The 25,527-nt window shown below is 65.4% G+C and carries 26 protein-coding genes and 1 tRNA gene; 12 read left to right on the forward strand and 15 right to left on the reverse strand.

Features of this window, described 5'->3' with window-relative positions; genetic code table 11:
- Positions 1–319 precede the first annotated feature (319 nt).
- Together FB600_RS31540 and FB600_RS31545 are read left to right on the forward strand one after the other, a co-directional pair.
- Positions 320–1,261, forward strand: coding sequence for a CysB family HTH-type transcriptional regulator (locus tag FB600_RS31540; RefSeq protein WP_013699099.1), 942 nt, complete (start codon positions 320–322; stop codon positions 1,259–1,261).
- A 140-nt stretch (positions 1,262–1,401) separates the two neighbouring features.
- Positions 1,402–1,486: transfer RNA gene (locus FB600_RS31545), tRNA-Leu, on the forward strand.
- 336 nt (positions 1,487–1,822) lie between these two features.
- Here FB600_RS31545 and FB600_RS31550 read toward each other — a convergent pair.
- The 3 genes from FB600_RS31550 to FB600_RS31560 are packed head-to-tail and all read right to left on the reverse strand — an operon-like array spanning position 1,823 to position 4,127.
- Positions 1,823–2,911: a type VI immunity family protein gene (locus FB600_RS31550; protein ID WP_098181640.1), complete on the reverse strand. Its 1,089-nt coding sequence runs from the start codon at positions 2,909–2,911 to the stop codon at positions 1,823–1,825.
- A gap of 5 nt (positions 2,912–2,916) precedes the next feature.
- On the reverse strand, positions 2,917–3,621 hold the full coding sequence (locus tag FB600_RS31555; RefSeq protein WP_145757973.1) for a VRR-NUC domain-containing protein: 705 nt from the start codon (positions 3,619–3,621) through the stop codon (positions 2,917–2,919).
- Positions 3,618–4,127: a PAAR domain-containing protein gene (locus tag FB600_RS31560; protein ID WP_105819913.1), complete on the reverse strand. Its 510-nt coding sequence runs from the start codon at positions 4,125–4,127 to the stop codon at positions 3,618–3,620. Before FB600_RS31560 ends, FB600_RS31555 begins: the two co-directional genes overlap by 4 nt.
- A 386-nt stretch (positions 4,128–4,513) precedes the next feature.
- Here FB600_RS31560 and FB600_RS31565 point away from each other — a divergent pair, with 386 nt between their 5' ends.
- Positions 4,514–5,416, forward strand: a complete 903-nt coding sequence (locus FB600_RS31565; protein ID WP_145757972.1) for a hypothetical protein — start codon at positions 4,514–4,516, stop codon at positions 5,414–5,416.
- A 34-nt stretch (positions 5,417–5,450) separates the two neighbouring features.
- Here the strand turns inward: FB600_RS31565 and FB600_RS31570 are convergent, their stop codons facing one another.
- Positions 5,451–6,455 carry a LysR family transcriptional regulator gene (locus tag FB600_RS31570; RefSeq protein ID WP_096750337.1) on the reverse strand — a complete coding sequence of 335 codons (1,005 nt, stop codon included), beginning with the start codon at positions 6,453–6,455 and terminating at the stop codon, positions 5,451–5,453.
- Between the two features lie 281 nt (positions 6,456–6,736).
- Here FB600_RS31570 and FB600_RS31575 point away from each other — a divergent pair, with 281 nt between their 5' ends.
- Together FB600_RS31575 and FB600_RS31580 are read left to right on the forward strand one after the other, a co-directional pair.
- Positions 6,737–7,453 carry a 16S rRNA pseudouridine(516) synthase gene (locus FB600_RS31575; protein WP_096750336.1) on the forward strand — a complete coding sequence of 239 codons (717 nt, stop codon included), beginning with the start codon at positions 6,737–6,739 and terminating at the stop codon, positions 7,451–7,453.
- Between the two features lie 132 nt (positions 7,454–7,585).
- Complete coding sequence (locus tag FB600_RS31580) at positions 7,586–7,774, forward strand: hypothetical protein (protein ID WP_013699119.1); 189 nt, start codon at positions 7,586–7,588, stop codon at positions 7,772–7,774.
- On the opposite strand, the gene FB600_RS31585 is transcribed toward FB600_RS31580, so the two are convergent.
- Positions 7,767–8,882 (reverse strand): NAD-dependent epimerase/dehydratase family protein, encoded by a 1,116-nt coding sequence (locus FB600_RS31585; protein ID WP_409995259.1) that lies wholly within the window; start codon positions 8,880–8,882, stop codon positions 7,767–7,769. The two genes, FB600_RS31580 and FB600_RS31585, sit on opposite strands and share 8 nt — an antisense overlap.
- A gap of 26 nt (positions 8,883–8,908) precedes the next feature.
- Between FB600_RS31585 and FB600_RS31590 the strand changes: the two genes are divergently transcribed.
- The 3 genes from FB600_RS31590 (at position 8,909) to FB600_RS31600 (ending at position 11,948) form a co-directional block, all read left to right on the forward strand.
- Positions 8,909–9,940, forward strand: coding sequence for a CDP-6-deoxy-delta-3,4-glucoseen reductase (locus FB600_RS31590; protein WP_036049502.1), 1,032 nt, complete (start codon positions 8,909–8,911; stop codon positions 9,938–9,940).
- Between the two features lie 348 nt (positions 9,941–10,288).
- Positions 10,289–11,473 carry an acetylornithine transaminase gene (locus FB600_RS31595; RefSeq protein WP_043216487.1) on the forward strand — a complete coding sequence of 395 codons (1,185 nt, stop codon included), beginning with the start codon at positions 10,289–10,291 and terminating at the stop codon, positions 11,471–11,473.
- A gap of 19 nt (positions 11,474–11,492) precedes the next feature.
- On the forward strand, positions 11,493–11,948 hold the full coding sequence (locus FB600_RS31600; protein WP_025098160.1) for a GNAT family acetyltransferase: 456 nt from the start codon (positions 11,493–11,495) through the stop codon (positions 11,946–11,948).
- 143 nt (positions 11,949–12,091) lie between these two features.
- Here the strand turns inward: FB600_RS31600 and FB600_RS31605 are convergent, their stop codons facing one another.
- The 7 genes from FB600_RS31605 to FB600_RS31635 all read right to left on the reverse strand — a co-directional run bounded on the left by FB600_RS31605 (position 12,092) and on the right by FB600_RS31635 (position 18,593).
- Positions 12,092–12,808 (reverse strand): ABC transporter ATP-binding protein, encoded by a 717-nt coding sequence (locus FB600_RS31605; protein WP_013699124.1) that lies wholly within the window; start codon positions 12,806–12,808, stop codon positions 12,092–12,094.
- Positions 12,808–13,581 (reverse strand): ABC transporter ATP-binding protein, encoded by a 774-nt coding sequence (locus tag FB600_RS31610; RefSeq protein WP_096750333.1) that lies wholly within the window; start codon positions 13,579–13,581, stop codon positions 12,808–12,810. Before FB600_RS31610 ends, FB600_RS31605 begins: the two co-directional genes overlap by 1 nt.
- 24 nt (positions 13,582–13,605) lie before the next feature.
- Entirely contained in the window at positions 13,606–14,778 is a 1,173-nt protein-coding gene (locus FB600_RS31615; protein WP_036049496.1) for an ABC transporter permease subunit, read from the reverse strand.
- Positions 14,779–14,788: 10 nt separating this feature from the next.
- Positions 14,789–15,739, reverse strand: coding sequence for a branched-chain amino acid ABC transporter permease (locus FB600_RS31620; protein ID WP_013699127.1), 951 nt, complete (start codon positions 15,737–15,739; stop codon positions 14,789–14,791).
- Positions 15,740–15,951: 212 nt separating this feature from the next.
- Complete coding sequence (locus FB600_RS31625; protein WP_145757970.1) at positions 15,952–16,842, reverse strand: hypothetical protein; 891 nt, start codon at positions 16,840–16,842, stop codon at positions 15,952–15,954.
- A gap of 312 nt (positions 16,843–17,154) precedes the next feature.
- Entirely contained in the window at positions 17,155–18,135 is a 981-nt protein-coding gene (gene ispH, locus FB600_RS31630) for a 4-hydroxy-3-methylbut-2-enyl diphosphate reductase (protein WP_098153672.1), read from the reverse strand.
- Between the two features lie 2 nt (positions 18,136–18,137).
- Complete coding sequence (locus tag FB600_RS31635; RefSeq protein ID WP_096750331.1) at positions 18,138–18,593, reverse strand: peptidylprolyl isomerase; 456 nt, start codon at positions 18,591–18,593, stop codon at positions 18,138–18,140.
- Positions 18,594–18,727: 134 nt separating this feature from the next.
- On the opposite strand from FB600_RS31635, the gene radC reads away from it, so the two are divergent.
- The 4 genes from radC (at position 18,728) to nadB (ending at position 22,060) form a co-directional block, all read left to right on the forward strand.
- Positions 18,728–19,576, forward strand: a complete 849-nt coding sequence (radC, locus tag FB600_RS31640; RefSeq protein ID WP_145757969.1) for a RadC family protein — start codon at positions 18,728–18,730, stop codon at positions 19,574–19,576.
- Between the two features lie 266 nt (positions 19,577–19,842).
- On the forward strand, positions 19,843–20,076 hold the full coding sequence (gene rpmB / locus FB600_RS31645; RefSeq protein WP_004186391.1) for a 50S ribosomal protein L28: 234 nt from the start codon (positions 19,843–19,845) through the stop codon (positions 20,074–20,076).
- Between the two features lie 17 nt (positions 20,077–20,093).
- A complete protein-coding gene (rpmG, locus tag FB600_RS31650; RefSeq protein WP_007180630.1) occupies positions 20,094–20,261 on the forward strand; it encodes a 50S ribosomal protein L33 in 168 nt (55 codons plus the stop codon).
- Positions 20,262–20,479: 218 nt separating this feature from the next.
- A complete protein-coding gene (gene nadB / locus FB600_RS31655) occupies positions 20,480–22,060 on the forward strand; it encodes an L-aspartate oxidase (RefSeq protein WP_013699131.1) in 1,581 nt (526 codons plus the stop codon).
- A gap of 131 nt (positions 22,061–22,191) precedes the next feature.
- On the opposite strand, the gene nadC is transcribed toward nadB, so the two are convergent.
- The 3 genes from nadC to FB600_RS31670 form a co-directional block, all read right to left on the reverse strand.
- On the reverse strand, positions 22,192–23,073 hold the full coding sequence (gene nadC, locus FB600_RS31660) for a carboxylating nicotinate-nucleotide diphosphorylase (RefSeq protein ID WP_145757968.1): 882 nt from the start codon (positions 23,071–23,073) through the stop codon (positions 22,192–22,194).
- Positions 23,070–24,197 carry a quinolinate synthase NadA gene (gene nadA / locus FB600_RS31665; RefSeq protein ID WP_013699133.1) on the reverse strand — a complete coding sequence of 376 codons (1,128 nt, stop codon included), beginning with the start codon at positions 24,195–24,197 and terminating at the stop codon, positions 23,070–23,072. Before nadA ends, nadC begins: the two co-directional genes overlap by 4 nt.
- 118 nt (positions 24,198–24,315) lie before the next feature.
- The gene (locus FB600_RS31670; RefSeq protein ID WP_013699134.1) at positions 24,316–25,512 is read right to left on the reverse strand and encodes an acyl-CoA desaturase; all 1,197 of its coding nucleotides are present in this window, start codon (positions 25,510–25,512) and stop codon (positions 24,316–24,318) included.
- Between the last annotated feature and the right edge of the window lie 15 nt (positions 25,513–25,527).

Here is a 25,527-nt window from a genome sequence, read left to right on the forward strand (position 1 = left end):
CTCAATTCGCCCGACAGCCGGCGACGCACCTGGTCGCGGTACTGCGCGACGCGTTCGTCGACGATCGTCTGGTCGTACTGGTCGTACTGATACATTCGGGGACCCCAGGGTTTCGTGTTGACCGCACGGCGTCCTAGCCACGCCGCGCCCGAATTCCACATCCGCCCGCACCGAGCTGCCGGCCGTCTAGCCCTCGGCCCGCTCATTTGCTAATGACGAATACAGATATCCATATTTGAAAAACCAGGGTGAATCGTAATAAACTCGCTTTATATATCAAACGACTAAAAAATTCTTTCCATATGCGGAAGGGTTATATATGAATCTGCACCAATTTCGCTTCGTGCGCGAGGCCGTGCGCCAGAACTTCAACCTCACCGAGGCGGCCAAGGCCCTGTTCACGTCCCAGCCGGGCGTCTCCAAGGCCATCATCGAGCTCGAGGACGAACTGGGCGTGGAGATCTTCACACGGCACGGCAAGCGCGTGCGTTCGCTGACCGAACCGGGGCGGATCATCCTCGCCTCGGTCGAACGCATCCTCCAGGAAGTCGAAAGCCTGAAAAGGGTCGGAAAAGATTACGCGGCGCAGGACCAGGGCAACCTGACCATCGCGGCGACGCACACACAGGCGCGCTACTCGTTGCCGGCCGCGATCGCCGAGTTCAAGAAGCGCTTCCCGAAGGTGCATCTGTCGATCCTGCAAGGCAGCCCGACCCAGGTGGCCGAGATGGTGATCCACGATCAGGCCGACCTGGCGATCGCCACCGAAGCGATCGCCGATTACAAGGAACTGGTGTCGCTGCCCTGCTTCCAGTGGCATCACGCCGCCGTGGTGCCGGCCGATCATCCGCTGCTGGAGCGCCGGCCGCCCTCGCTCGACGATCTGGCCCAGTACCCGCTGATTACCTACGACGACGCCTTCGCCGGCCGCAAGAAGATCAACCATGCGTTCGCGCTGCGCGGCTTGTCGCCCGATATCGTGCTCGAGGCGATCGACGCCGATGTGATCAAGACCTATGTGGAGCTCGGGCTCGGGGTCGGCATCCTGGCCGATATCGCCTTCAACCCGGAGCGTGACCGCAACCTGCGGTCGATCCCGGTCGGGCATCTGTTCGGCAGCAACGTGACGCGGGTGGCGCTCAAGCAAGGGGCGTATCTGCGTGGTTATGTGTATACGCTGGTGGAGTTGCTGTCGCCGACGCTCAACCGCAAGCTGATCGAGCAGGCGCTCAAGGGCGAGGCGGAGTCTTACGAGCTGTGAGCGGGCGCGGGCTGGCCTGTTTATATGTATGGATCATGGAGGATGCCCGTGGCAGCTTCAGCGCTTGCCGGGCGCCCGGATTTCCGACATAATCAGCGATTAGCCTTCGCGCAATCGTACGTGCAAGGTCTGAATTCTCTGCCCAGGTGGTGAAACTGGTAGACGCAGGGGACTCAAAATCCCCCGCCGCAAGGCGTGCCGGTTCGATTCCGGCCCTGGGCACCATGACATAGCTTCGGGACATTCCCTGAAGCCCTAAAACCCGCGTCAGCGCTAGGCTGTCGCGGGTTTTTCGTTTCAGGAGGCTCCAGGTGGAATCGGGCAAGCCCCAAATTCGGGGTGGAGATTTGTCGATTTGGGCGATACAGCTAGTGAGTGTCAGTGCAGCCAAATTGCAACCGGGACCTGCTGGATTGACCCTGAGCAGCCTCGGTCGTGCAGTTTGAAATTGCGTAAGCCCTTGACTCAACAGTATGTGTTGCGCGCAGGTAAAGCTCCCATGCGGTACTCAACGAGAACCGTTAGCGCCTCTGCCTCGGTGGACAACCATGCACCGACTGATCACGCGCGATCCGGTAATGTGCAGTCGGCATCGAGCAGCGGCGTATGAAGCAGCTTCGCCTTGTAGTCGACAAGCCGATCGTCTGATACATCGAAGCGCCGCAGCCAGTCATCGCTTTCGGCCGTCGTGGCGAAATACGGTGATGCCGAGCCTGGCTGGCCAATTTGCAACTGCCACACGGAAGGAACGCGCACCGATTTGAGGGCCGCGTTGAGGATCACGTAGTTGGGAGGCGGAACGGGTGGCCCGTTCTCATCGCCGTCGGTCGACGAGCCAGCTTCAGGGCGCCGGCCGGCCTGGATCACGACGCCGCCGTTCAGATCGTAGAGCGCGTACCAGTTAGGAGGCAGTTCGTTTCGCAGGGTATCGAGCCCACCGGCCTTATCGAGCAGTTCCTTGTCGAGCGCGGTAAGCCAGCCGACTGTCTTGATGCCGTCACGCAGTCGTGCCGCCTGTAGTAGCGGTTCGCCAACGTCGAAGGCAATCATCTGCTTGGCGAGCTGATATTCCGTCGGCACGTTTGCCGCGGTTTTTGCGAGACTGAGATTCAATGCGTATCCGGCATACCCACTGACAACTTTGAGCCGACGGGCGAAGTCTACGAACAGTGTCTGGAACGCAGCAGGGTTTTCGGCGACGTACAGCAACGACGTGGAAAATGTCAGTGCGTTCAGACCAGCATGCGGGCGAGCCTCGCGCCAGCGTTGCTGACCGAACACCTGAAAATGCCAGAACCCGGCGTCGGCGGAGGCATCCCCCGATGTCACGTATGCGGTCAATGCAGCCTTGTCGGAGTAGGACGTAAATGTGCCGGAGGGAAGGTTTCCGCCCTTGATCCTGACGGGTTCCTTGCCGTCCCGCCAAAGCCATTTCAATTCGTCCTTCGCGATCTCGCGATATTGCTCGTAGCACTCCGATATCGCCCGGCGTACTTCAGGGTCCGCAGCGTTCCGGAAGAACAGTGCGCCACGCACAGCGACGGCAGCACCGACATAGTCGTGCTTGTCGGTCGGCTCGAGCGCTCCTCCGGAAATCAGCGCTTCGAGCTGATGTGCTTTCGCGTATTCGATGAATGCTTTGTCGGTCATGTCCGTTAGAACACTGGAACGGGTACCGAAGGCGGCATGCCACCTTCTGGGGCGGGGCCAGCCCCGGTTTGGTTGAGCAGTTTCCTCACCTGCCTTCCAATCGACGAAAAGGCGTCACGCAGCGCGTCGGCGGTCGGACTGGATGACTCTTCGCCTCCGTCGTCAGGGCAGCCACAGGTCGCCGGATCGAATTCGGTGACCTTCGCGTGCGGGCCCGCGATTTCCCGGTAATCCGCTATCTGCTCGATGTCACGTCTGTCCGGCGGGAATTTCATTTCGACCACGCCGGACAGATTATCTTGCGTGGGCGGCTTTCCGGGGTCTTTGACGACCACGACATCAGGTCGTCGAATCCAGCCAGCGCCAGGGACGTAGCCTTCCGGGTGGTGAGCCTTGATCCAGTTCGGAATGAACCCGTGCGGCTCGAGCGGATTTCGCGACGACATGATGGGCGCGGGCGGGTATTCGTTCATGTTGTAGCTGATTTCGGGCTTGTAGATGCTATCGCCCCTGGCATCCAGCGCGTTCAGCTTCGTTGCCACGCATGCCTGCTTGAGTCGGGCGCCGATGATGCTGATGTTCGGGCCTTTCTTGCATTGGCAAAGCGCTCCGCAGAGTATTTTTTTATCCTGTTGATCGAGATCGTCGCCGAGATACACCTTAGTCGTCGTGCCTTCGGTCGACATTCCGCCGGGGACGTCGTGGCTCATTCAGGCTTCTCCCGACCAAAGATCAGGGAGACTGGCGAGTCTGCGTGATGCCACGGAGTGTAGCCGTCGGCATCGGTTGTGCCGCTGATGGTCTGGCCTTCTGGCGTTCGCAAACTGTACAGGCGGTTTGCGACCGGCTGCCCGTTCGCAGCGACGACCTGGAATCGACCGCGATAACGCTCCGCAGAACCATCGGCCTCATGCCGAGCTGATATCGTGGTTCCACCAGCACCCACCGGCATGTTCGCGACAGCATTGCCCTGGCTAGCCATCAGCGTCGCGCCACATGCGGTCATGTCTCCCTGGAATGCCGCTTGCCGACCGTCGAAATTCATGTCGGGATTCTTGCTGGTGACGATCGGAAATACTCCCTTGCACTTCGGGCAGGTAACCATCGTGCCAACAAACGCAATCGGCCGACCGTCGATGAAAGTAATCGCTCCGGACGACAGCACAGCGCCGCCGTGGGAAGTCGTGTCGCCTTCTCGAATGAATGCAAAGCTCATGGTGGGTCCCCGGACAAATGCACGCGAGGACTCTATAGGTGCAGGGCAGGAGCGACCAGATCGCTGATGCCGCATGCAGCCGAGATTCGAAGCGCGATCGAACCAGGGAGCGTGTGCATCTTTTTGCATGAACGGCGCCGCACCACGCGCCCTCTCCAATCGGGAAACCGGCAGCATCACAACGCCATCACATCAGATAGATGTGCCTCGATGCTACGTCGATTTATTTCTTTTGCTCGTGCATCGAGCCCGTATCACTCGACCGCATCTGGCATCCACCGCCTGAATATCTGACGTATCAGATCGACCGGTTGCCCGCCAGCGTCCAGAATCGCCCAGTCCCGTCCAGAGATCGACATCCCGCACGCAGCAACACCTCAGCCTCCATGAGCCAGCCGTCATTCCTTACTGTCGAAGGTGAACTCGCCAGGCCCTCGTTGCTGCCGCTGCTGGGCCTGCCGTTCGGTCGGGAATGGACCATCGGGAAATCGGCCTCGCCATGTCCCCTCGGCTATTGCGCCACGCTGTGGACATACTGCATCGACGTGATGGCACCGCATCCATCGTGTCGTTGGGGCGCTACCACATGCGAGTCCGCCGATCCGATCGACGTCGCCATTGCCCACATCCCATCGTCGCGCGGCCGCTCCCCGATCCGCCTCACGCCGAAACGACGAGAAGCCACAGCGTCGCTCGGTTCCATTACCTCGCGCATCTCCCTGATCAAGCTCATGCCGCGACCGCGATATCGCCCGATCGCCGTCAGCGCCGTGGCCGGCATGGCGATCGTGCTCGCCTGTCTGATGATCGGCTCGCCATATCGACGGACTCAGCCTCCCGAGGCGGTGACGGCGGACACTATCTCGCCGGCGCAGGCGGCACCGGCGACAACAACGACATCGAACCTCGCCGCGAAACCACGCCAACCCGCTTCGCCGAACGTGATTGCGCAAGTGCCGCGAGCAACCAATCCAAACCATGTCGCACGTAGCGATCGACGCAAAAACGCCGTGACAAAAATGTCACGGCACGAAGAAAACAAAACCAGGACATACACGGCTTCGGCAATGAAGCCTTCATCGCCTGACACCACGCGTCGGCACGCGAAGCCGCAAAGAGCATCGATCAAACCTCGCATCGCGACAGCTGAAGAAGCCGCGATTCTCGAGGCCTCGCCAATCGACACACCGCCGCTCGCGCCGCGCGCTGCAGCGTCCTTGCCGCAGATCGACTGGATGCCGCTGATGAAGCACCGCCGGCTTACCGAAGACAAGCGCTTCAGCCGCTAAGCCCTTATGCCCCTGACGTCGGGCACGGGACCAGTCACGCCAGCCAAGATCGTCCCAGCTCTGCACGCAGTGCATGCTGCAGCCCCTCATCCTTCCCGCGCCCGTCCAGGCTCCGAAATGCCTTCGCCTCGGCCTGCTGCAGCACCGCAAGCTCCTCGCGCAGGAAATCCAGCCAAGTGCGGATCTTCGCGTCCACATACTGCCTCGACGAATACAGCGCCCAGATCACCCCGCTGGGCGAGCGGCATTGCGGCATGACGCGCACGAAGTCCCCCGAGCGCAGGCCGTCGATCGCCGCGTGGACGGGCAGCACGCCGATCCCCATTCCCTCGCGAATCGCCACCGCCATCGCTTCATGGGAGTTCACGCGAAACGACGAAGCCGCCCTGGCGACATGCTCCGGGCCGTCGGGGCCGACCAGTTCCCACTCGCTCCTGCCGGGCGCCGGCGCTTCATAGGCCACGCAGGCATGCCTCGCCATGTCGGCGATGCGGCGCGGACTGCCATGACGATCGAGATAATCGCGCGAGGCGCACAGCACGCCGAAGGTCTCGCCGAGCCGCACGCCGATCAGCCCCGAACTCGGCAGCTCATCGTCGCCGACCACAACCGATACGTCGAAGCCCTCATCGACCAACGCAGGCGCCCGTTGCGACAAGGTCATGTCGAGCAGGACGTCCGGGTAGCGCTGCCGGTATTTCGCGAAGGCAGGAACGAGATAGTGCTGCCCGAGGCTCACCGCGCAATGCACGCGCAGGCAGCCGCTCGGATTGACATTGGCGTCGCGCGCCTCGGCTTCGGCTTCCTCGAGGTAGCCGAGAATCGAGCGGCAGCGATGCAAGTAGCGCTCGCCGGCTTCGGTCAGGGCAAGCCGCCGCGTGGTGCGGTTCAGCAAGCGCGTGTGCAGATGGGCTTCGAGCGCGGCAATCGCACGCGACACCTGCGGAATCGTCGTATTCAGCAGGCGCGCCGCGGCGGTGAAGCTGTTCGCGTTCGCGACGCACACGAAGATGCGCATGTTCTGTAGCTTGTTTTGCATGGTTCACGGCCGGGGAGAGGACGGCATCGCGAGCCGGACGCGGCGACGGCGGCGTGGCTGCGCTACGCGATGCCTATCCACAAAAGGAGGAGAACTGAGCAATTCATCGAGCCGGATCGACGACACGTCACCTCGCCCCGAGCTCGGGCAGTTTCTCGATGGAAAACGACATTCGCATGTTATGCGCCATGCCGCGCGACGATCATGAGAAGCATCAAGCCCAGCGCTGCACAGCGGCCTTGCACGCCCATCCGCCACCCGCTTGCTACAATGCGCGCGCCATGGATCTCGAAACCATTCTCTATTCGCAGGGCTTCGGCTCGCGCCGCCAGTGCCGCGCGCTCGTCGAGGCGGGCCGCGTCTCGATCGACGGTATCGTCCGCGACGATGCCGATGCCGACTTCGCCACCGACGATCTCCATTTCGACGTCGACGGCACGCGCTGGCCCTATCGCGCCCAGGCCTATCTCGTGCTGAACAAGCCGGCCGGCTACGAATGCTCGCGCGACCCGCAGCATCACCTGAGCGTGTTCTCGCTGCTGCCGCCGCAATTCGGCGCGCGCGGCGTGCAATGCGTGGGCCGGCTCGACCAGGACACCACCGGCTTGCTGCTGCTCTCCGACGACGGCCAGTTCGTGCATGCCTACACTTCGCCAAAGAAAAAAGTGCCCAAGACCTATCTCGCCGAAGTCAAGCACGCGCTCGACGAGGCGCAACTAGCCGCCCTGCGCGAAGGCGTGCTGCTGCATGGCGAACCGAAACCGATCGCGGCCGTCGCCGCGCGGGCACGCGAGCTGCGCAGCCTGGAGCTGACCGTGCTCGAAGGCAAGTATCACCAGGTCAAGCGCATGGTGGCCGCCTCGGGCAACCGCGTCGAGGCGCTGCACCGCGAGCGGGTGGGCGGCTACACGCTGCCGGCCGATCTCGCGCCGGGCGGCTGGCGCTGGCTCGACACCGCCGACCTGGCTGCCTTGCGCGCGGCACCGCCGGCCGCCTGAACGCGCCACGCTCCCCTGCGTTGCGCCGCCCCGACAGCTTCATTGCATCGCAATATGGACGCACGACAAACCGCCGCTATACTCGAATCACAAGAAGAAAAAAGAGCACAACGAGCGGGTCAGGGGAAGATCATGAGCATCAACAGTCCATTCGAACTTTCGACCGTGATACTGGTATTCGCGGTGATGGGCGCGGTCGCGATCGGCGCGCTGCTGGCGACGATGCATCTGCGACGAAAATATCATCCGAACCTGATTGGGGCGCTGATCGGCGCCCTGCTCTGCTTCCTGTTGATCGAGGCCTTGCCCGCGATCATCTGAGCGAGCCGAGTTCGCTGTCCGCGGATACGGTACGCAGGAAGTCGTCGACGGTCGGATAACGCAGCGCGAACCGCAGTTCGCGCTTGAGCCGCGTATTGACCAGCCGGCGCGATTCCCGCATGAAGGACAGCTGCACCGGTTCGAGCCGCGTCTCGGCCTCGGCGCGCGTGATGCGCGGCGGGCTGGCGCGCCCGCTGGCGCGAGCCACACGCTCGAAATACTCGCCCATCTTCATCTCGGTATCGTCCGAGGCGTGCACCACGCGCGCCGCGCGGCCGCGCACGGCCGCCGCCAGCAGGATGGCGGCCAGGTCGTCGGCGTGGATGTGGTTGGTATAGACGTCGTCGGCATCGACCAGCGCCGGCGTGCCGCGCTCGAGTCGCGCGATCGGCAGCCGGTTGGCGGCGTAGATCCCCGGAATCCGCACGATCCGCGCCGACAGCGCGCCGCGCGCCGTGGCCGCCCGCAGTTGGCGCTCCGCCGACACCCGCCGCACCGCGCGCGCGTTGGCCGGCCGCACCGGCCGCGTCTCGTCGACCCGCGCGCCGCCACAATCCCCGTACACGCCGCTGGTGCTGGCATAGACCAGGCGCAGGGGCGCGCCAGGCCCCTCGGGTACAATACGCGCTGCTCCAGGCGTGGCCTGGCCGCGGTCCGTGCCGCGCCGCCAGGCCCCGGCCAAGGCGCGCATCCGGCCCACCGGCGCCGCGCCCGAGCGGGCCGGGCCGCCCCGCGCACGGTGCCGTGCGCCGAGTGCCGCGATCAGCGCCCGGGTGCGCCGGTCGTCCGGGCCCGAAGGCTGCGGCGGCGCCAGCAGCAGCACCTGCCGCGCCAGGCCGCCGAGCCGCGCCAGCGTCGCCGGCCGGTCCAGGTCGCCGACCACCGGCACCACGCCCGCGGCGGCCAGCTCGGCGCGTCGCGCCGGCTGGCTGGTCAGCGCGATGATTCGCGGCGGACGAGCCCGCCCGCGCAACTGTTCGACGCAGCGCATGCCCACATCGCCGCAGCCGACGATCAGGACGCGCGAGCGGCGCAGGATTCGTGTCGCAATCATGGTGTTACCGGAATTCGTAGCGCAAACATTGTAGCCGCCGTGCACGATTCGCACGGTCCCCACTTTTGGTTCATGGACTTATGGCATTCAACGTAATCCTCAAGCAAAGCGGTCGACAGTTCCAGGTCGAGGCCGACGAAACCGTGCTGGCAGCCGCGCTGCGCCAGAACGTGCATCTGCCTTACGGCTGCAAGAACGGCGCCTGCGGCTCCTGCAAGGGGCAGATCGTCCAGGGGCAGGTCGAGCAGCGCCCGCATGCGGCCTCGGCGCTGTCCAACGACGAGCGCACGCGCGGGCTGGCCCTGCTCTGCTGCGCCACCGCCCAGTGCGACCTCGAGATCGACGTGCGCGAGATCGCCGGCGTCGACGGCGTGCAGGTCAAGAAGCTGCCTTGCCGCGTCAACGTGATCGAGCGGCGCGCCGACGACGTGATCGTGCTGAAGCTGCAGCTGCCGGCCAACGAGCGCATGCAGTACCTGGCCGGCCAGTACATCGAGTTCATCCTCAAGGACGGCTCGCGCCGCAGCTACTCGATGGCCAGCGCGCCGCACGAGGAAGGCCCGGTCGAGCTGCATATCCGCCACCTGCCCGGCGGCAAATTCACCGACCACGTCTTCAACACCATGAAGGAGCGCGAGATCCTGCGCTTCGAGGGGCCGCTCGGCACCTTCTTCCTGCGCGAGGATTCGGAAAAGCCGATCGTGCTGCTGGCCTCGGGCACCGGCTTCGCGCCGATCAAGGCGATCGTCGAGCACGCGCGGCATCGCGGATTCACGCGGCCGATGCGCCTGTACTGGGGCGCGCGCCGCAAGAAAGACCTCTACCTGTTCGAGCTGGCCGAGCAATGGGCGCGCGAGATCCCGAACTTCCGGTTCGTGCCGGTGCTCTCCGAGCCCGACGCCGACGACGCCTGGACCGGCCGCACCGGCTTCGTGCACCGCGCCGTGGTGGAGGACCTGCCCGACCTGTCCGATTTCCAGGTCTATGCCTGCGGCGCGCCGGTGATGGTCGAATCGGCCCAGCGCGATTTCACTGCCCACCACCAGTTGCCGGCCGAGGAGTTCTACGCGGACTCCTTCACCAGCGCGGCCGACCTGGCCCACGCCGTCTGAGGCACGCGGCGGGCGGCGGACCTGGGTCCGAACCGCCCGCTCGCGCCGCATCTTCATGCCCGGCCGGCGTCGCGCCCGGCATGAAAATGCAGCGCCGACACTCGTTTGTCGCAAGCGAGCGGTTTACTTGTTGCCGCGTCATGCCGTATGCTTGCGCCATGAACCGCTTCCTGTCCGCCCTCCGACGTCGCCGCTCGCCGCACCTCATGGCTGCCGCCGGCTCGTCACGGACGCACGCGTAACCCCCTCTTCGTTACGCACTAGCTGTTCGAACCACCAAGCCACGGCATTCCGTGGCTTTTTTGTTGTCTTTTTTTCCCTTGTCGCTACCCGCTGGAGCTCGCTGCCATGCCTCTGAACGAATTTCCGATCGACTCGCTGATGTACATCACGAACCGCCCCGACATCGTGTTCACGCACGGCAAGGGTTCCTGGCTCTACGATCACACCGGCAAGCGCTATCTGGATTTCATCCAGGGTTGGGCGGTCAACAGCCTGGGCCACTGCAACGACGGCGTGGTCGAAGCGCTGAAGACCCAGGCCGAGCGCCTGCTGAACCCCTCGCCGGCCTTCTACAACGAGCCGATGGCCAAGCTCGCCGGCCTGCTCACGCAGCACAGCGTGTTCGACAAGGTGTTCTTCGCCAACAGCGGCGCCGAGGCCAACGAAGGCGCGATCAAGCTCGCGCGCAAGTGGGGCCGCAAGTTCAAGGACGGCGCCTATGAAATCATCACCTTCGACCACAGCTTCCACGGCCGCACCCTCGCCACCATGTCGGCCAGCGGCAAGCCCGGCTGGGACACGATCTACGCGCCGCAGGTGCCGGGCTTCCCGAAGGCCGAGCTCAACGACATCGCCTCGGTCGAGAAGCTGATCACCGGCAAGACCGTCGCCGTGATGCTCGAGCCGATCCAGGGCGAGGGCGGCGTGATCCCCGCCACCCGCGAATTCATGCAGCAACTGCGCGAGCTCACCCGCAAGCACAATCTGCTGCTGATCGTCGACGAGGTGCAAAGCGGCTGCGGGCGTGCCGGCACGCTGTTCGCCTACGAGCTGTCGGGCGTCGAGCCGGACATCATGACGCTCGGCAAGGGCATCGGCAGCGGCGTGCCGCTCGCCGCGCTGCTCGCCAGGGCCGAGGTGGCGGTGTTCGAGGCCGGCGACCAGGGGGGCACCTACAACGGCAACCCGCTGATGACGGCCGCCGGCTACTCGGTGATCTCGCAACTGGTGGCGCCGGGCTTCCTCGAGAGCGTGCGCGAGCGCGCCGACTACCTGAAGCAAAGCCTGCTGCAACTGTCGGAGGAACGCGGCTTCGAGGGCGAGCGCGGCGAGGGCCTGCTGCGCGCCCTGCTGCTGGGCAAGGACATCGGCCCGCAGATCGTCGAGAAGGCGCGCGACATGGGACCGGACGGCCTGCTGCTGAACGCGGCGCGCCCCAACCTGCTGCGCTTCATGCCGGCGCTGAACGTGACGAACGCGGAAATCGACCAGATGATGGCGATGCTGCGCTCGATCCTCGACACGCTCTGATCGGACGACGAGGCCCGCCATGCATTCCGACGACGAGGACCTGAGCATCCGGATCTTCGAGCGCGCCGACACCGAGCGGGTGATCGCGCTCTGGATCGAGGCGTTCCCGAGCTACTCGGAGCGCAGCGCGCCGCATCGAGATCCGCGCTTCGCGATCGAGATGAAGCTCGCCACGCAGCCCGAGCTGTTCTTCGTCGCGCTGCGCGGCGCGCGCCTGGTGGGTACCGTGATGGCGGGCTACGACGGCCATCGCGGCTGGCTCTATTCGTTCGCGGTGGCCAACGATGCGCGCCGGCTCGGCATCGGCCGCGCGATGATGGCGCACGCCGAGGCCGAGCTCGCCGCCCTGGGCTGCCGCAAGATCAACCTGCAGGTACTGCAGGACAACGACGAGGCCTGCCGCTTCTACGCGGCGCTCGGCTACCAGGTCGAGCCGCTGGTCTCGTTCGGCAAGCGGCTGCCGATGACGGCCTGAGGCCATCCCGATCCGCGCCGGGCCGTGTTGGCCGGGCCGCCGCCCGAACGAAAAAAAGCCGCCACGGTTCATCACCGTGGCGGCTTTTTCATGTGCCGCGCGACACACCGGCCTGTCGACCGGCGTCGCGTGCCTTCATTGCGTCATTCGCCCAGGTAGGCGGCACGCACCTTCGGATCGTCGAGCATGTCCCGGGCATTGCCGGTCATGGTGACCGTGCCCGAGTCCATCACGTAGCCGCGGTCGGCCGCCTGCAGCGCGAGACGCGCGTTCTGCTCGACCAGCAGCACCGTCAGGCCTTCCTTGGAGATCTCGCGCACCACCTCGAAGATCTTCTCGACCATGATCGGCGAGAGGCCCATCGAGGGCTCGTCGAGCAGCAGCAGCTTGGGCTTGCTGATGATCGCGCGCGCCATCGCCAGCATCTGCTGCTCGCCGCCCGAGAGCGTGCCGGCGAACTGCGTGGCCCGCTCGCGCAGGCGCGGGAAGAAGCCGAACATGCGCTCGACGTCCTTCTTGATGCCTTCCTTGTCGGTACGCAGGTAGGCGCCCATCTGCATGTTCTCGAGGATCGACATGCGCGCGAAGATCCCGCGGCCTTCCGGCACCATCGCCAGGCCGCGCTTGAGCAGCTCGTGGGTGGGCACGCCCTTGATCGACTTGCCGTCGTAGAGAATGTCGCCCGCCGAGAACGGCTTGAGACCCGTGATCGCCTTCATGGTGGTGGTCTTGCCCGCGCCATTGGCGCCGATCAGCGTGACCAGCTCGCCCTGGCGAACCTCCATGTCGACACCCTTCACCGCCTGGATGCCGCCGTAGTTCACCTGCAAGCCCGTAACCGTCAACATTGCCGCTGCCATCAGTGCACCCCTGCGCCGAGATATGCCTCAATCACCTTCGGATCCTTCTGCACGTCCTGCGGCAGACCCTCGGCGATCACCTTGCCGTAATCGAGCACCGTCATCCGGTTGCACAATCCCATCACCAGCTTCACGTCGTGCTCGATCAGCAGGATGGTCTTGCCATCCGAGCGGATCTTGTCGAGCAGGCGCGTGAGCTCGACCTTCTCGGTCGCGTTCATGCCGGCCGCCGGCTCGTCGAGCGCGAGCAGCTTCGGATCGGTCGCAAGCGCGCGCGCGATCTCCAGGCGACGCTGGTGGCCGTAGGAGAGGTTGCGCGAGGTGTAGTCGGCGTATTGCAGCACGCCCACGTAGTCGAGCAGCTCGATCGCGCGCTCCTTGATCTCGCGCTCTTCCTGGCGCTCCGAGGGCGTCTGGAACACCGCGCCGAGCAGGCCGTGCTTCGTCCGCACGTGGCGGCCGACCATCACGTTCTCGAGCGCGGTCATGCCGCCGAACAGGCGGATGTTCTGGAAGGTCCGGGCAATGCCGGCCTTCGCCACTTCGTGCACGGCGGTCGGCGTGTAGTCGGTGCCGTCCAGCTTGAACTCGCCCGAATCGGGCGTGTAGAGGCCGGTGATCACGTTGAAGAAGGTGGTCTTGCCGGCGCCGTTCGGGCCGATCAGGCCGTAGATCTCGCCCTCGCGGATCTTCAGGCCGACGTCCGACAGCGCCTGCAGGCCACCGAAGCGCTTGTTGACGCCCGTCACGGACAGTCGAATGTTCTCGCTCATTGCTTGTTTCTCCGTAAGCGTGCGTTAGGCGCGAGCCGCGGCCTTCTTGCCGTTGCGCTTCGTGATCTTGGCGATCTTGTCCTCATGCTTCGCCGCCGGCCACAGGCCTTCCGAGCGGTACAGCATGATCAGCACCATGGCGAGGCCATAGAGAGCCTGGCGGATCACTTCGGTATCGACGATCTCATGGCCGAACAGCGCATGCTGCAGCGGGCCCATGGTGGAACGCAGCACTTCCGGGAACACCGCCAGCAGCACCGCGCCGAGGATCACGCCCGGGATGTGGCCCATGCCGCCCAGCACCACGCAGGCCAGCACCACGATCGATTCCCAGAAGGTGAACGATTCCGGCGACACGAAGCCCTGGAAGGCGCCGAACATCGAGCCCGACAGGCCGCCGAACGAGGCGCCCATCGCGAAGGCCAGCAGCTTGACGTTGCGGGTGTTGATGCCCATCGCCTTGGCGGCGATCTCGTCCTCGCGGATCGCCGCCCAGGCGCGGCCGATGCGCGAATGCTGCAGGCGCGTACAGACCCAGATCACCAGCAGCGAGCAGATCACGAACACGTAGTAGTACAGGTACACCGAGGTGATCGTGACGCCGAACAGCGTGTGCGATTGCGACAGGTTGAAACCGCCGATGTGCAGCGGCGCGACGCCCGTGATCCCCTGCGGCCCGTTGGTGATGTTCACCGGGCGGTCCAGGTTGTTCATGAAGATCCGCACGATTTCACCGAAGCCGAGCGTGACGATCGCCAGGTAGTCGCCGCGCAGGCGCAGCGTCGGCGCGCCGAGCAGCACGCCGGCCAGCGCGGCCAGCGCCATCGCGCAGGGCACCACGATCCAGTACGGCGTATGCAGGCCGTTCGGGAACATCGCGGCAATCCACGCGAACTGCGTGGTCAGGTGGGGCGAGGTCAGCAGCGCGGCGACGTAGGCGCCCACCGCGTAGAACGCGATGTAGCCGAGGTCGAGCAGGCCGGCGAAGCCGACCACCACGTTCAGGCCCAGCGCGAGCATCACGTACAGCATCGCGAAGTCCAGCACGCGCACCCAGTAGTTGCCGCCGGCCGCGCCGATCACGAACGGCGCGGCGGCGACCAGGATCGCCAGCACCACGCCGATGGCCAGGGTCTTGGCGGGGTTGCGCTCTTCGACGAGCGTGGTCGAGGTTTCGATCGGTTGAATGGAAGTCATCTTGGTCTCCTTATGCGCGATCGGCCACACGTTCGCCGAGCAGGCCCGACGGACGGAACACCAGCACGATGATCAGCACCACGAACGCGAACACGTCCTGGTAGTTCGAGCCGAACACGCCGCCCGTCAGGTTGCCGATGTAGCCTGCGCCCAGCTGCTCGATCAGGCCGAGCAGCACGCCGCCCACCATCGCGCCGCCGAGGTTGCCGATACCGCCCAGCACCGCCGCGGTGAAGGCCTTCATGCCGGGGATGAAGCCCATGTAGAAGTGCACGTTGCCGTATTCCGAGGCAATCATCACGCCGGCCAGCGCGGCCAGCGCCGAGCCGATCATGAAGGTCGCCGAGATCACGAAGTTCGGGTTCACGCCCATCAGGCTGGCGTTGTTCGGGTTCTCCGAGATGGCGCGCATGGCGCGGCCGAGCTTGGTCTTGTGCACCAGCAGCAGCAGGCCCGCCATCACGATGAAGGCCACCGCGATGATCACGATTTCAGTCGGCGAGATCACTGCGCCGGGCGTGGTGTCGGTCGGATGGATCACGTTGAGCGGATTGGTCGACAGCAGTTGCGGGAACGGCAGCGGGTTGCGCGACCAGATCATCATGGCAGCCGTCTGCAGCAGGATCGACACGCCGATCGCGGTGATCAGCGGCGCCAGGCGCGGCGCGCGACGCAGCGGCCGGTAGGCCACGCGCTCGATGGTGAAGCCGACCGCGGCGCAGACCGCGGCGGCGATCACCAGGCCGATCGTCAGGGTCGCGACGTTGCCCAGTTCCGGGAAGTGGTTCTGCAGCACCGTGATCGCCGACAGGGCCACCATGGCGCCGATCATCAGCACGTCGCCGTGCGCGAAGTTGATGATGCCGAGAATGCCGTACACCATCGTGTAGCCCAACGCGATGATGGCGTACACACTGCCGAGCACCAGCCCGTTGATGACCTGCTGGACGAAAATATCCATTAAAAGCTCCTTGGTCCGTGCCGTCGGACAGACGCTGCTCCACGCGGGTAGGCGAGGGATACACGCTCTCGACGGCACTGCGGGTACGAATAAATACCGATAAGGGTGATGACGTCCCGGCGCGCCTCGCGTGGCTGGTACACCACGGCCTGCCGCCGGGACGGATACAAAAACGGCACCGCACGATTCCGGTGCCGTCACGAGTCCCGTCGCTACATCGTCACGACATCGAGGACGTTGATCCTGGCCTCCATGAAGTCGTTAGGCATCCTTACACCCAGGTACGCCGCCTGCCGCCTGTCCGCGTCCGAGCGAGCGCCCGCCGCCGGACGGCGAGCGAACGGAACCCCTGGAACGGACATGAGGTGAGTGGCGCGCGCTGCGATGCGCTCGTCCTGCCGGCTCGCGTTCCGGCACGACCGCGCGGCACGCCGCGTCGGCCTGATGTCGGCGGCGCCGGCCTGCTGCCCGGCGGCCGACCCGCCCGCCGCCGATGCGAGCGCATCGACGGCGTGGCGAGCTTGCCGCGTCGCGTCTGGCGCGATCGCGGCGGATCCGGCGCCGCGCATCGCGCCGCCGGACATTCCCGCCCCGAAGACGGGCATCGCGACGCACATCATCGGTGCATCGATCCTGCCCGCCGTCTCGTCCGCCCGCGCTGCCGCGTCGGCCGGACGATTCAAGAAAAACGTATTCCGCACAATACCCAAACCGCCAAGAATGCCGGGCGCCCGAAGCGGGCTGGCCTGATGCGCCGCGCGGCTCGCGCGGCAGCTTCCGTTTCGCTCCGACAAATCAGCAATTTGCATGCCCATTGCAATCGGCACCGGCCATTCCGGGTCCGCCGAGCGGACCCGCGCGGCCCGCAGGCCACGCGCATGCATTGCTTCGATCCCCAAACAGACCTCGTTGTCGTTCTGCTTCCCGTTGTGCTGCTTCCCGTTCGACGCGCCGCGACCAGCTCCAAGCTCGTCATCCGGCCGGCACCCGGCCACCTCGATGACCATCGCGCCGACATGCGTCGCCGTACCCCGTTCCCGCGCTGCGCGAAGGATTGCAACCCTGCCTGTCACGGAGGGGGCAACGGCCAACTCCTGCTGCATTAAATCGGTCTCCTGCACACTGCAAAAACCTCGTCTGCAATGCATTACGGCCTGAAAACGCGCGCATTGTAACTCCAATTTCAGGACGACCAATATTCCTGATTCGACAGGGTTTTCCTGCATTGCAACCATTTTTTTATGAAATGGACGCAAAATCGTAGCAACCGGGTTGCACCTTATGCGAAGCGAGCAGTTGCAAAACGAAGCGCGAAAGCGAAACCGAAAGGCAAAACAAAAGCGCGCCGAGTGGCGCGCTTTGTCGGGGGACGATCGGATCGGGGAATTAATCCGACGAATGAAGCGGTTCGAACCTTAGACGGCGGGCGGCAGGTTGAGCCCGCGCGGAAGCGGGAACGAGACGTTTTCCTCGATCCCCTCGAGCGCGCGCACGTTGCGCACGCCGAGCTCGCGCAACCGCGCGATCACGGCCTGGGCCAGCACCTCGGGCGCCGAGGCGCCGGCCGTCACGCCGATGCGCCGCTTGCCGGCCACCCAGGCCGGGTTGATCTGGTCCGGCGAATCGACCATATAGGCTTCCACGCCGCGCTTTTCCGCGACCTCGCGCAGCCGGCTCGAGTTCGAGCTGTTCGGGCTGCCGACCACGATCACCACGTCGCATTGGGGGGCCATGAACTTGACCGCGTCCTGGCGGTTCTGCGTGGCGTAGCAGATGTCCTGCTTCTTCGGCTCGCGGATCGCGGGGAACTTGCGCTTGAGCGCGGCGATGATCTCGGCCGCGTCGTCCACCGACAGGGTGGTCTGCGTGACCAGCGCGACGCGCTCGGGATCGGGCAGTTCCAGCGCGAGCACGTCCTCGACGCTCTCGACCAGGTGCATGCCGCGCTCGACCTGGCCCATCGTGCCCTCGACCTCGGGGTGGCCCTTGTGGCCGATCATCACGATGTCGACGCCGTCCTGGCGCATCTTCGCGACCTCGACGTGGACCTTGGTGACCAGCGGGCAGGTCGCGTCGTAGATGCGCAGGCCGCGCACGTCGGCCTCGTCGCGCACCGCCTTCGACACGCCGTGCGCGCTGAAGATCACGGTGTTGCCCGAGGGCACTTCCTTGAGTTCCTCGACGAAGATCGCGCCCTTCTTCTTGAGATCCTCGACCACGTACTTGTTGTGCACGATCTCGTGACGCACGTAGATCGGCGAGCCATGCATCGCGATCGCGCGCTCGACGATCTCGATCGCGCGATCGACGCCGGCGCAGAAGCCGCGCGGCTGGGCGAGCAGGATTTCGGCGTCGGCCGCGACGGTCGGACCGGACAGCGTATCGGTAATGCTCATGGTTACAGAATCCCGATGATTTTCACTTCGAACGTAATGGCCTGCCCCGCCAGCGGGTGATTGAAGTCGAACAGCGCCGAGGTCTCGCCCACTTCCTTCAGCACGCCCGCATAGCGGCCGCCGTCAGGCGCATTGAACTCGATCAGATCGCCGGGCGTGAAATCCTCGCCGACCATGCCGTTCTCGCGCAGCGTCTTCATCGACACGCGCTGGATCATTTCCGGATTGCGGGGACCGAAGGCCTCGCCTGCCCCTAGCTGGAAGGTCGAGTGGTGCCCCGACTTCAGGCCGAGCAGAATGCTCTCGAGTGCCGGCGCGAGTTGCCCGGCGCCAAGCAGCAGGGTAGCCGGCTTGTCGGCGAAGGTGTTGACGATGTCGGCGCCATCGGCGAGCGCAAGCCGGTAATGAAGCGTGACGTGGGAACCGGGCTTCACTTCTGAAATATCGATGAGGCTCATGTTTACTCGTTCAGTCCGCCGCCGGGCGGCACAGCGCAAAACCCCTATTGTAAGTCACCTGAGCGCTCGGGGCGGAATGTCGCCCCGCGGCCGGCTCCGTCCGGTGTTGCGCGCTCGTCACCGGAGAACCGCGGATGCCTTCGAATCCGAGCGGCGCGTGCCATGACGCGCCCGAATCGCCAGAATCCCCCTGCGCGCCAGCGGTACGGGCCGCCGAGGCGGCACCCGCGCTGGCGGTGGTCGCGCCGGCCGCCGGCAGGCCCGTCGCGACGCCGGCCGGTTCAGCCGGCGCCCCTCGCAAGCGCAAGAAGCGCCTGGGCAAGGAGGCGTGCAAGAACCTGCCCCGCGAACGCCTGCTCCAGCGCGGCGCCGATGCGGTCACCGACGTGGAGCTGGTCGCGCTGTTGATCGGCAACGGGATCGGCTTCGGCCGCAGCGGCGACACCGCCCTGCGCGTGCTCGAGAAATTCGGCTCGCTGCGCGCGCTGCTCGACGCCCCGCACCACGAGATCCAGGCCGTCGAAGGTATTGCCGCGGCACGCGCGGCGGTACTGATCGCCACCACCGAGGTGGTGTGCCGCGCGCTGGTGGAGCGCGCCCGCGCGCGCTCGCAGGTCGATTCGCCGGGCGCCGTGCGCGACTACCTGCGGCTGAAGATCGGCACGCGCCGGCGCGAAACCTTCCTCTGCCTCTACCTGGACGCCCAGCACCGCCTGCTCGAACTGGAGGAAAGCACTATCGGCTCGCTCACGCGGATGGCCGTCTATCCGCGCGAAATCGTGCGGCGCGCGCTGGAATCCGGTGCGGCGGCGCTGATCGTGGCGCATAATCACCCCTCCGGCGTGGTCCGGCCCAGCGCCGAGGATCGTCGCCTCACGCAGTTGCTGCGCGACGCGCTCGCGCTGGTCGACGTGCGGCTGACCGATCACATCGTGGTGGGCGAGAGCGAGACCTTCTCCTTTGCCCAGGCGGGGCTGCTCTGATATGGCCCCGTTCGAGGCGACGCCACGTCGGGTCCATCAGGCAGGCCCGGTCGATCGACACCGGAAATTGGGTTGATTTTCCAGAATTTTTTCTGTTAGAATCGCCGTCTGACTTTTTTCCAACCAGTTCTGAAGCCAAAGAAGGGACGAGAGGTCTGGCCATCCAGTGTGGCTCGGTCTTTCCAAGACGGCAGCGGTCCGCAGTCGTTGAGCGAAGAAACTTCATCGGCGATTGAACCCGAATTCAGCGTATTAGGAGTGCTCTCATGGCACGCGTATGCCAAGTAACTGGGAAAGCGCCGATGAGCGGCAACAACGTTTCCCACGCCAACAACAAAACGAAGCGTCGCTTCCTGCCGAATCTGCAAAACCGCCGGTTCTGGGTGGAAAGCGAAAACCGCTGGGTGCGTCTGCGCGTCTCGAACGCCGGCCTGCGCCTGATCGACAAGAACGGCATCGATTCCGTGCTCGCTGACCTGCGCGCACGCGGCGAAGCCTAAGTCCAAGGAGCACGAAAATGGCGAAGGGCGCACGCGACAAGATCAAGCTGGAGTCGACCGCTGGCACGGGTCACTTCTATACGACCACCAAGAACAAGCGCAACATGCCGGAAAAGATGTTGATCAAGAAGTTCGATCCGGTCGTTCGCAAGCACGTCGAGTACAAGGAAACGAAGATCAAGTAATCTTCGCCTCCCTGGCCTGATGACACGAAAAGCCCCGCTCTCGCGGGGCTTTTTGTTTTCCGCGCACGCCGGCCCTGCGCCGCATCACGCGGGCGCCGTCTTTTTGTCTTCGCCGTGACACATTGCCACATGGATCGCGGTATGCTCTGCCTTCCTCTGCCAGGCCGCGCCGGCACGAGGCAAGCCAGCGGACGACAGCGCGGAAACGGAGAAGCAAGATGAATTTCGATGTGGCGATCGTCGGCAGCGGTCTTGCCGGTCTGTCGGTCGCGTTGAACCTGGCGCAGACGCGCAAGGTCGCGCTGATCGCGAAGCGATCGATGATGGAAGGCGCGAGCGACTACGCGCAGGGCGGCATCGCGGCGGTGCTCGATTCGGCCGACAGCGTCGAGAACCATGTCAGCGACACGCTGATCGCCGGCGGCGGCTTGTGCGACGAGACCACCACCCGCTTCATCGTCGAGCACGGCCGCGCGGCGATCGAATGGCTGATCTCGCAGGGCGTGCCGTTTACGCGCGACGCGGCGGCCGAACTCGGCTTCCACCTGACTCGCGAGGGCGGCCACAGCCATCGCCGCATCATCCACGCAGCCGACGCGACCGGCCATGCCGTGCTGGCGACGCTGAGCGAGCGCGCACGCAAGCATCCGAACATCACCTTCCTCGAAAACCATCACGCGGTGGACCTGATCACCTCGGATCGGATCGGCCTGCCCGGCGGGCGCTGCGTCGGCCTCTACGCGCTCGATGTGCGCACCGGGCTGACCGTGACCATCGAGGCGCCACACACGGTGCTGGCCACCGGCGGCGCGGGCAAGGTCTATCTCTACACCACCAACCCCGACACGGCGACCGGCGACGGTATCGCGATGGCTTCGCGCGCGGGCTGCCGCGTCGCGAACATGGAATTCATCCAGTTCCATCCGACCTGCCTCTACCATCCCTACGCGAAATCCTTCCTGATCTCGGAAGCGGTGCGCGGCGAGGGCGGGCTGCTCAAGCTGCCGGACGGCACGCGCTTCATGCCGGCCCACGATCCGCGCGCCGAACTCGCGCCGCGCGACATCGTGGCACGCGCGATCGACTTCGAGATCAAGAAGCGCGGCATCGATTGCGTCTATCTCGACATCAGCCACCAACCCGAGGCCTTCCTGCGCGAGCACTTCCCGACCATCCACGCGCGCTGCCTCGAATTCGGCATCGATATCGCCAAGCAGCCGATTCCCGTGGTGCCGGCCGCGCACTACACCTGCGGCGGCGTGGTGACCGACCTGGCCGGGCGCACCGACCTGGCGGGGCTCTATGCGGTCGGCGAGACCTCGTACACGGGCCTGCACGGCGCCAACCGGCTCGCCAGCAATTCCCTGCTCGAATGCCTGGTGATCGGCCGCGCTGCCGCCGAGGCGATCGAGACGGCCGGCTACGAGCGCGTCGCGCACGACGCCCTGCCCGCCTGGGACGAAAGCCGCGTGTCGGATCCGGACGAGGAAGTGGTGGTCGCCCACAACTGGGACGAACTGCGCCGCCTGATGTGGAACTACGTCGGCATCGTGCGCACCGACAAGCGCCTGGCGCGCGCCAAGCATCGCATCGAGCTGCTGCGCGACGAGATCCAGGAGTATTACGCGAACTTCCGCGTCAGCCCGGATCTGCTGGAGCTGCGCAATCTGGTCGACGTGGCCTCGCTGATCGTCGAGAGCGCGCGTTCGCGGCGCGAGAGCCGCGGCCTGCATTTCAGCCGCGACTGGCCCGATACGCTGCCGAAGGCGCTGCCGACGGTGCTCTCGCCGCGCCGCTGAGCGACGTGCGAGCGCGTGCCGCCGTCAATGACAAAGGCCGCTTGCGGAGGGTTTCCGCAAGCGGCCTTGTTCTTTCCAGGGATGGCGAGCCAGCGAGGACGGCGCATCACGCGCCACCATCGCCCGCGATCTCAGTCGACGATCCGCATCGAGAAATCGGTGGCGCGTACGTCCTTGGTCAGCGCGCCGATCGAGATCCGGTCGACGCCGGTCGAGGCGATATCGCGCACGGTCTCGGCATTCACGCCGCCCGACACCTCGAGCACGGCCCGGCCGCCAGTCACACGCACCGCCTCGCGCATCATCTCGAAGCTGAAATTGTCGAGCAGCACAGATTTCGCACCATGCGCGAGCGCCGTGTCGAGCTGGGCCAGCGTCTCCACCTCGACCTGCACGGGCACGCCCGCCTTGAGCGCGAAGGCGGCGTCGAGCGCCTCGCCGACCCCGCCCGCCGCGGCGATATGGTTCTCCTTGATCAGGATGCCGTCGTACAGCGCCAGGCGCTGATTCGCGCCGCCGCCGATGCGCACCGCGTACTTCTGCGCGAGCCGCAGGCCCGGCAGCGTCTTGCGCGTGTCGAGGATGCGCGCGCGATGGCCATCGATCAGCCCGACGTAGCGGCGCGTGGCGCTGGCCACGCCCGAAAGCAACTGCAGGAAGTTCAGGCCATTGCGCTCGGCCGTCAGCAGCGAGCGCGCCGGGCCCCGCAGTTCGCAGACGGTGGTGTCGGCGCGCATCAGATCGCCTTCGCGATAGGTCCAACTGACCTCGATGGCCGGATCGACCGAGCGCATCACCGCCTCGAACCAGGGCACGCCGCACAGCACCGCGTCCTCGCGCACGATGATGCGCGCGAGGCGGGCCGGGCCGTCGGGCACCAGGCGGCCGGTCTGGTCGCCGCTGCCGACGTCCTCGGCGATCGCATCGGCGACGTTGCGCGCGATCGCGGCCTCGAAGGCCGCGCCGTATTCGCCAACGATGTCCTGGTAGATCGGGGAAACCGCCGTGCTCATGCCGCCCCCACGTTCGAGAACAACTGCGCATCGCGCTGCAGGTCGCCGCTGGCCTGGACGCGCCGCTTGTGCTGCGCCGCGAATTCCAGCATGCGATCGATCGGCAGGCGCGCGCGCTCGCCGATCGCGCGATCGACGAAGATCTCGTTATGGCCGCGCTCCAGCACCTCGGCCAGGTTCGCCAGGCCGTTCATCGCCATCCAGGGGCAATGCGCGCAGCTCTTGCAGGTGGCGCTGTTGCCGGCCGTCGGCGCGGCGATGAAGGTCTTGCCGGGCGCCGCGAGCTGCATCTTGTGCAGGATGCCGAGGTCGGTCGCGACGATGAAGCGTTGCGCGTCGAGCTTGACGGCCGCGTCGATCAGCTGGGTGGTCGAGCCGACCACGTCGGCCAGCGCCACCACGTTCTCGGGCGATTCCGGATGCACCAGCACCTTCGCGTCCGGATGCTCGGCGCGCAACAGGTCGAGCTCGATGCCCTTGAATTCGTCGTGCACCAGGCAGGAGCCCTGCCACATCAGCATGTCGGCGCCGGTCTTCTTCTGGATATAGCTGCCGAGGTGCCGGTCCGGCGCCCAGATCAGCTTCTCGCCGCGCGCATGCAGGTCGGCCACGATCTCCAGGCCGATCGAGGAGGTAACCATCCAGTCCGCGCGCGCCTTCACGGCCGCGCTGGTGTTGGCATACACCACCACCTTGCGATCCGGATGCGCATCGCAGAAAGCCGAGAAGTCGTCGACGGGGCAGCCGAGGTCGAGCGAGCAGGTGGCATCGAGATCGGGCATCAGGATGCGCTTGTCCGGGCTCAGGATCTTCGCCGTCTCGCCCATGAAGCGCACGCCGGCCACCACCAGCGTCTGCGCCGCGTGATCGCGGCCGAAGCGCGCCATCTCGAGCGAATCGGCCACGCAGCCGCCGGTCTCGTCGGCCAGCTCCTGCAATTCGGCATCGACGTAATAGTGCGCGACGAGCACGGCCTTCTCGCGCTCCAGCAGCGCCTTGATGCGTGCCTTGAGCGCTGCGCGCTCCACCGCGGACGGGCTGTCGGGCACCTTGGCCCAAGCCTGCCCGACTCCGCACACGGCACCCGGCCGGTCGTATTCGACGGGTTTGATCGCGGCTTGCATCTTCCTCTCCTCTGCTCCTTCGCGCTGCCGATCGGCCGCCGCGCAAAGCGGCGGCACAAAAGAAAAAACCCCGCCAGCGCGGGGTTTGTGACGTTCCGAAATTCTAATCGATTTCAGATCAGGCGTAGCGGCGCAGACGCGTCGCGAACTCCTGCAGCGCCTTGATGCCGCTTTGTTCGGCACGATGGCACCAGTCCTGCAATTGGGCCAGCAGCTGCTCGCGCGAGGCGTTCGAGCGGTCCCACATCGAGGCCAGGTCCTGGCGCAGCTGGAAGTAGGTATGCATCTTCTGGCTGTTGGCGAAGATCTCGGGCAGCAGGCGCTTCTGCGGCTCGTTCAGGCCCTCTTCGTCCTTGTGGAACCAGGAGCGGGCGCCGCGCAGCAGTTGGTACTTCTCGCTCGAACCGAGCTCCTTCAGATGCGCGAGCTCCTGGCGGTAGGCGCGCTTCAGTGCCTTGCCGTAGTTCGCCATCACTTCGTAGCGGTTCGACAGCACGGCCTGCAGCGTTTCCTGGTCGACCACGGCCTTGCGTGCCACCAGGCGCGGCGTGGGCGCGATCTTCTTGACCTTGGCGAGCTTGAACGCCGACAGGATGCGGATGTACATCCAGCCGATGTCGAACTCGTACCACTTGTTCGAGAACTTCGCCGAGGTGGCGAAGGTGTGGTGGTTGTTGTGCATTTCCTCGCCGCCGATCACGATGCCCCAGGGAATCAGGTTCGTGCTCGCATCGGCCGAGTTGAAGTTGCGATAGCCCCAGAAGTGCGCGAGGCCGTTGACCACGCCGGCCGCCCAGAACGGGATCCAGATCATCTGCACGGCCCAGACCGACAGGCCGACGATGCCGAACAGCGCGACGTCGATCACCATCATCAGGCTCACGCCGAGGATCGTGTATTTCGAGTAGACGTTGCGCTCGATCCAGTCGTTCGGCGTGCCGTGGCTGAACTTGCGCAGCGTTTCCTCGTTCTTGGCTTCGGCGCGATAGAGCTCGGCGCCTTCGAGCAGCACCTTCCAGATGCCGCGCGTCTGCGGGCTGTGCGGATCCTCTTCGGTCTCGCACTTGGCGTGGTGCTTGCGATGGATGGCCGCCCACTGGCCGGTCAGCATGCCGGTGGACATCCACAGCCACAGCCGGAAGAAATGGCTGACGGCCGGATGCAGGTCGAGCGCGCGATGCGCCTGACAGCGATGGAGATAGATGGTGACGGAGACGATCGTGACGTGCGTGGCCACAAGCGTGGCCAGAACGATCTGCCACCACGAGAAATGCAGCAGCCCGTGGGCCAGGAAGTCGAGCACAGAATTCAGCAAGGCAGGTTACCTGTA

It is taken from the genome of Burkholderia sp. SJZ089 (assembly GCF_007828315.1).
GTDB lineage: Bacteria > Pseudomonadota > Gammaproteobacteria > Burkholderiales > Burkholderiaceae > Burkholderia > Burkholderia gladioli.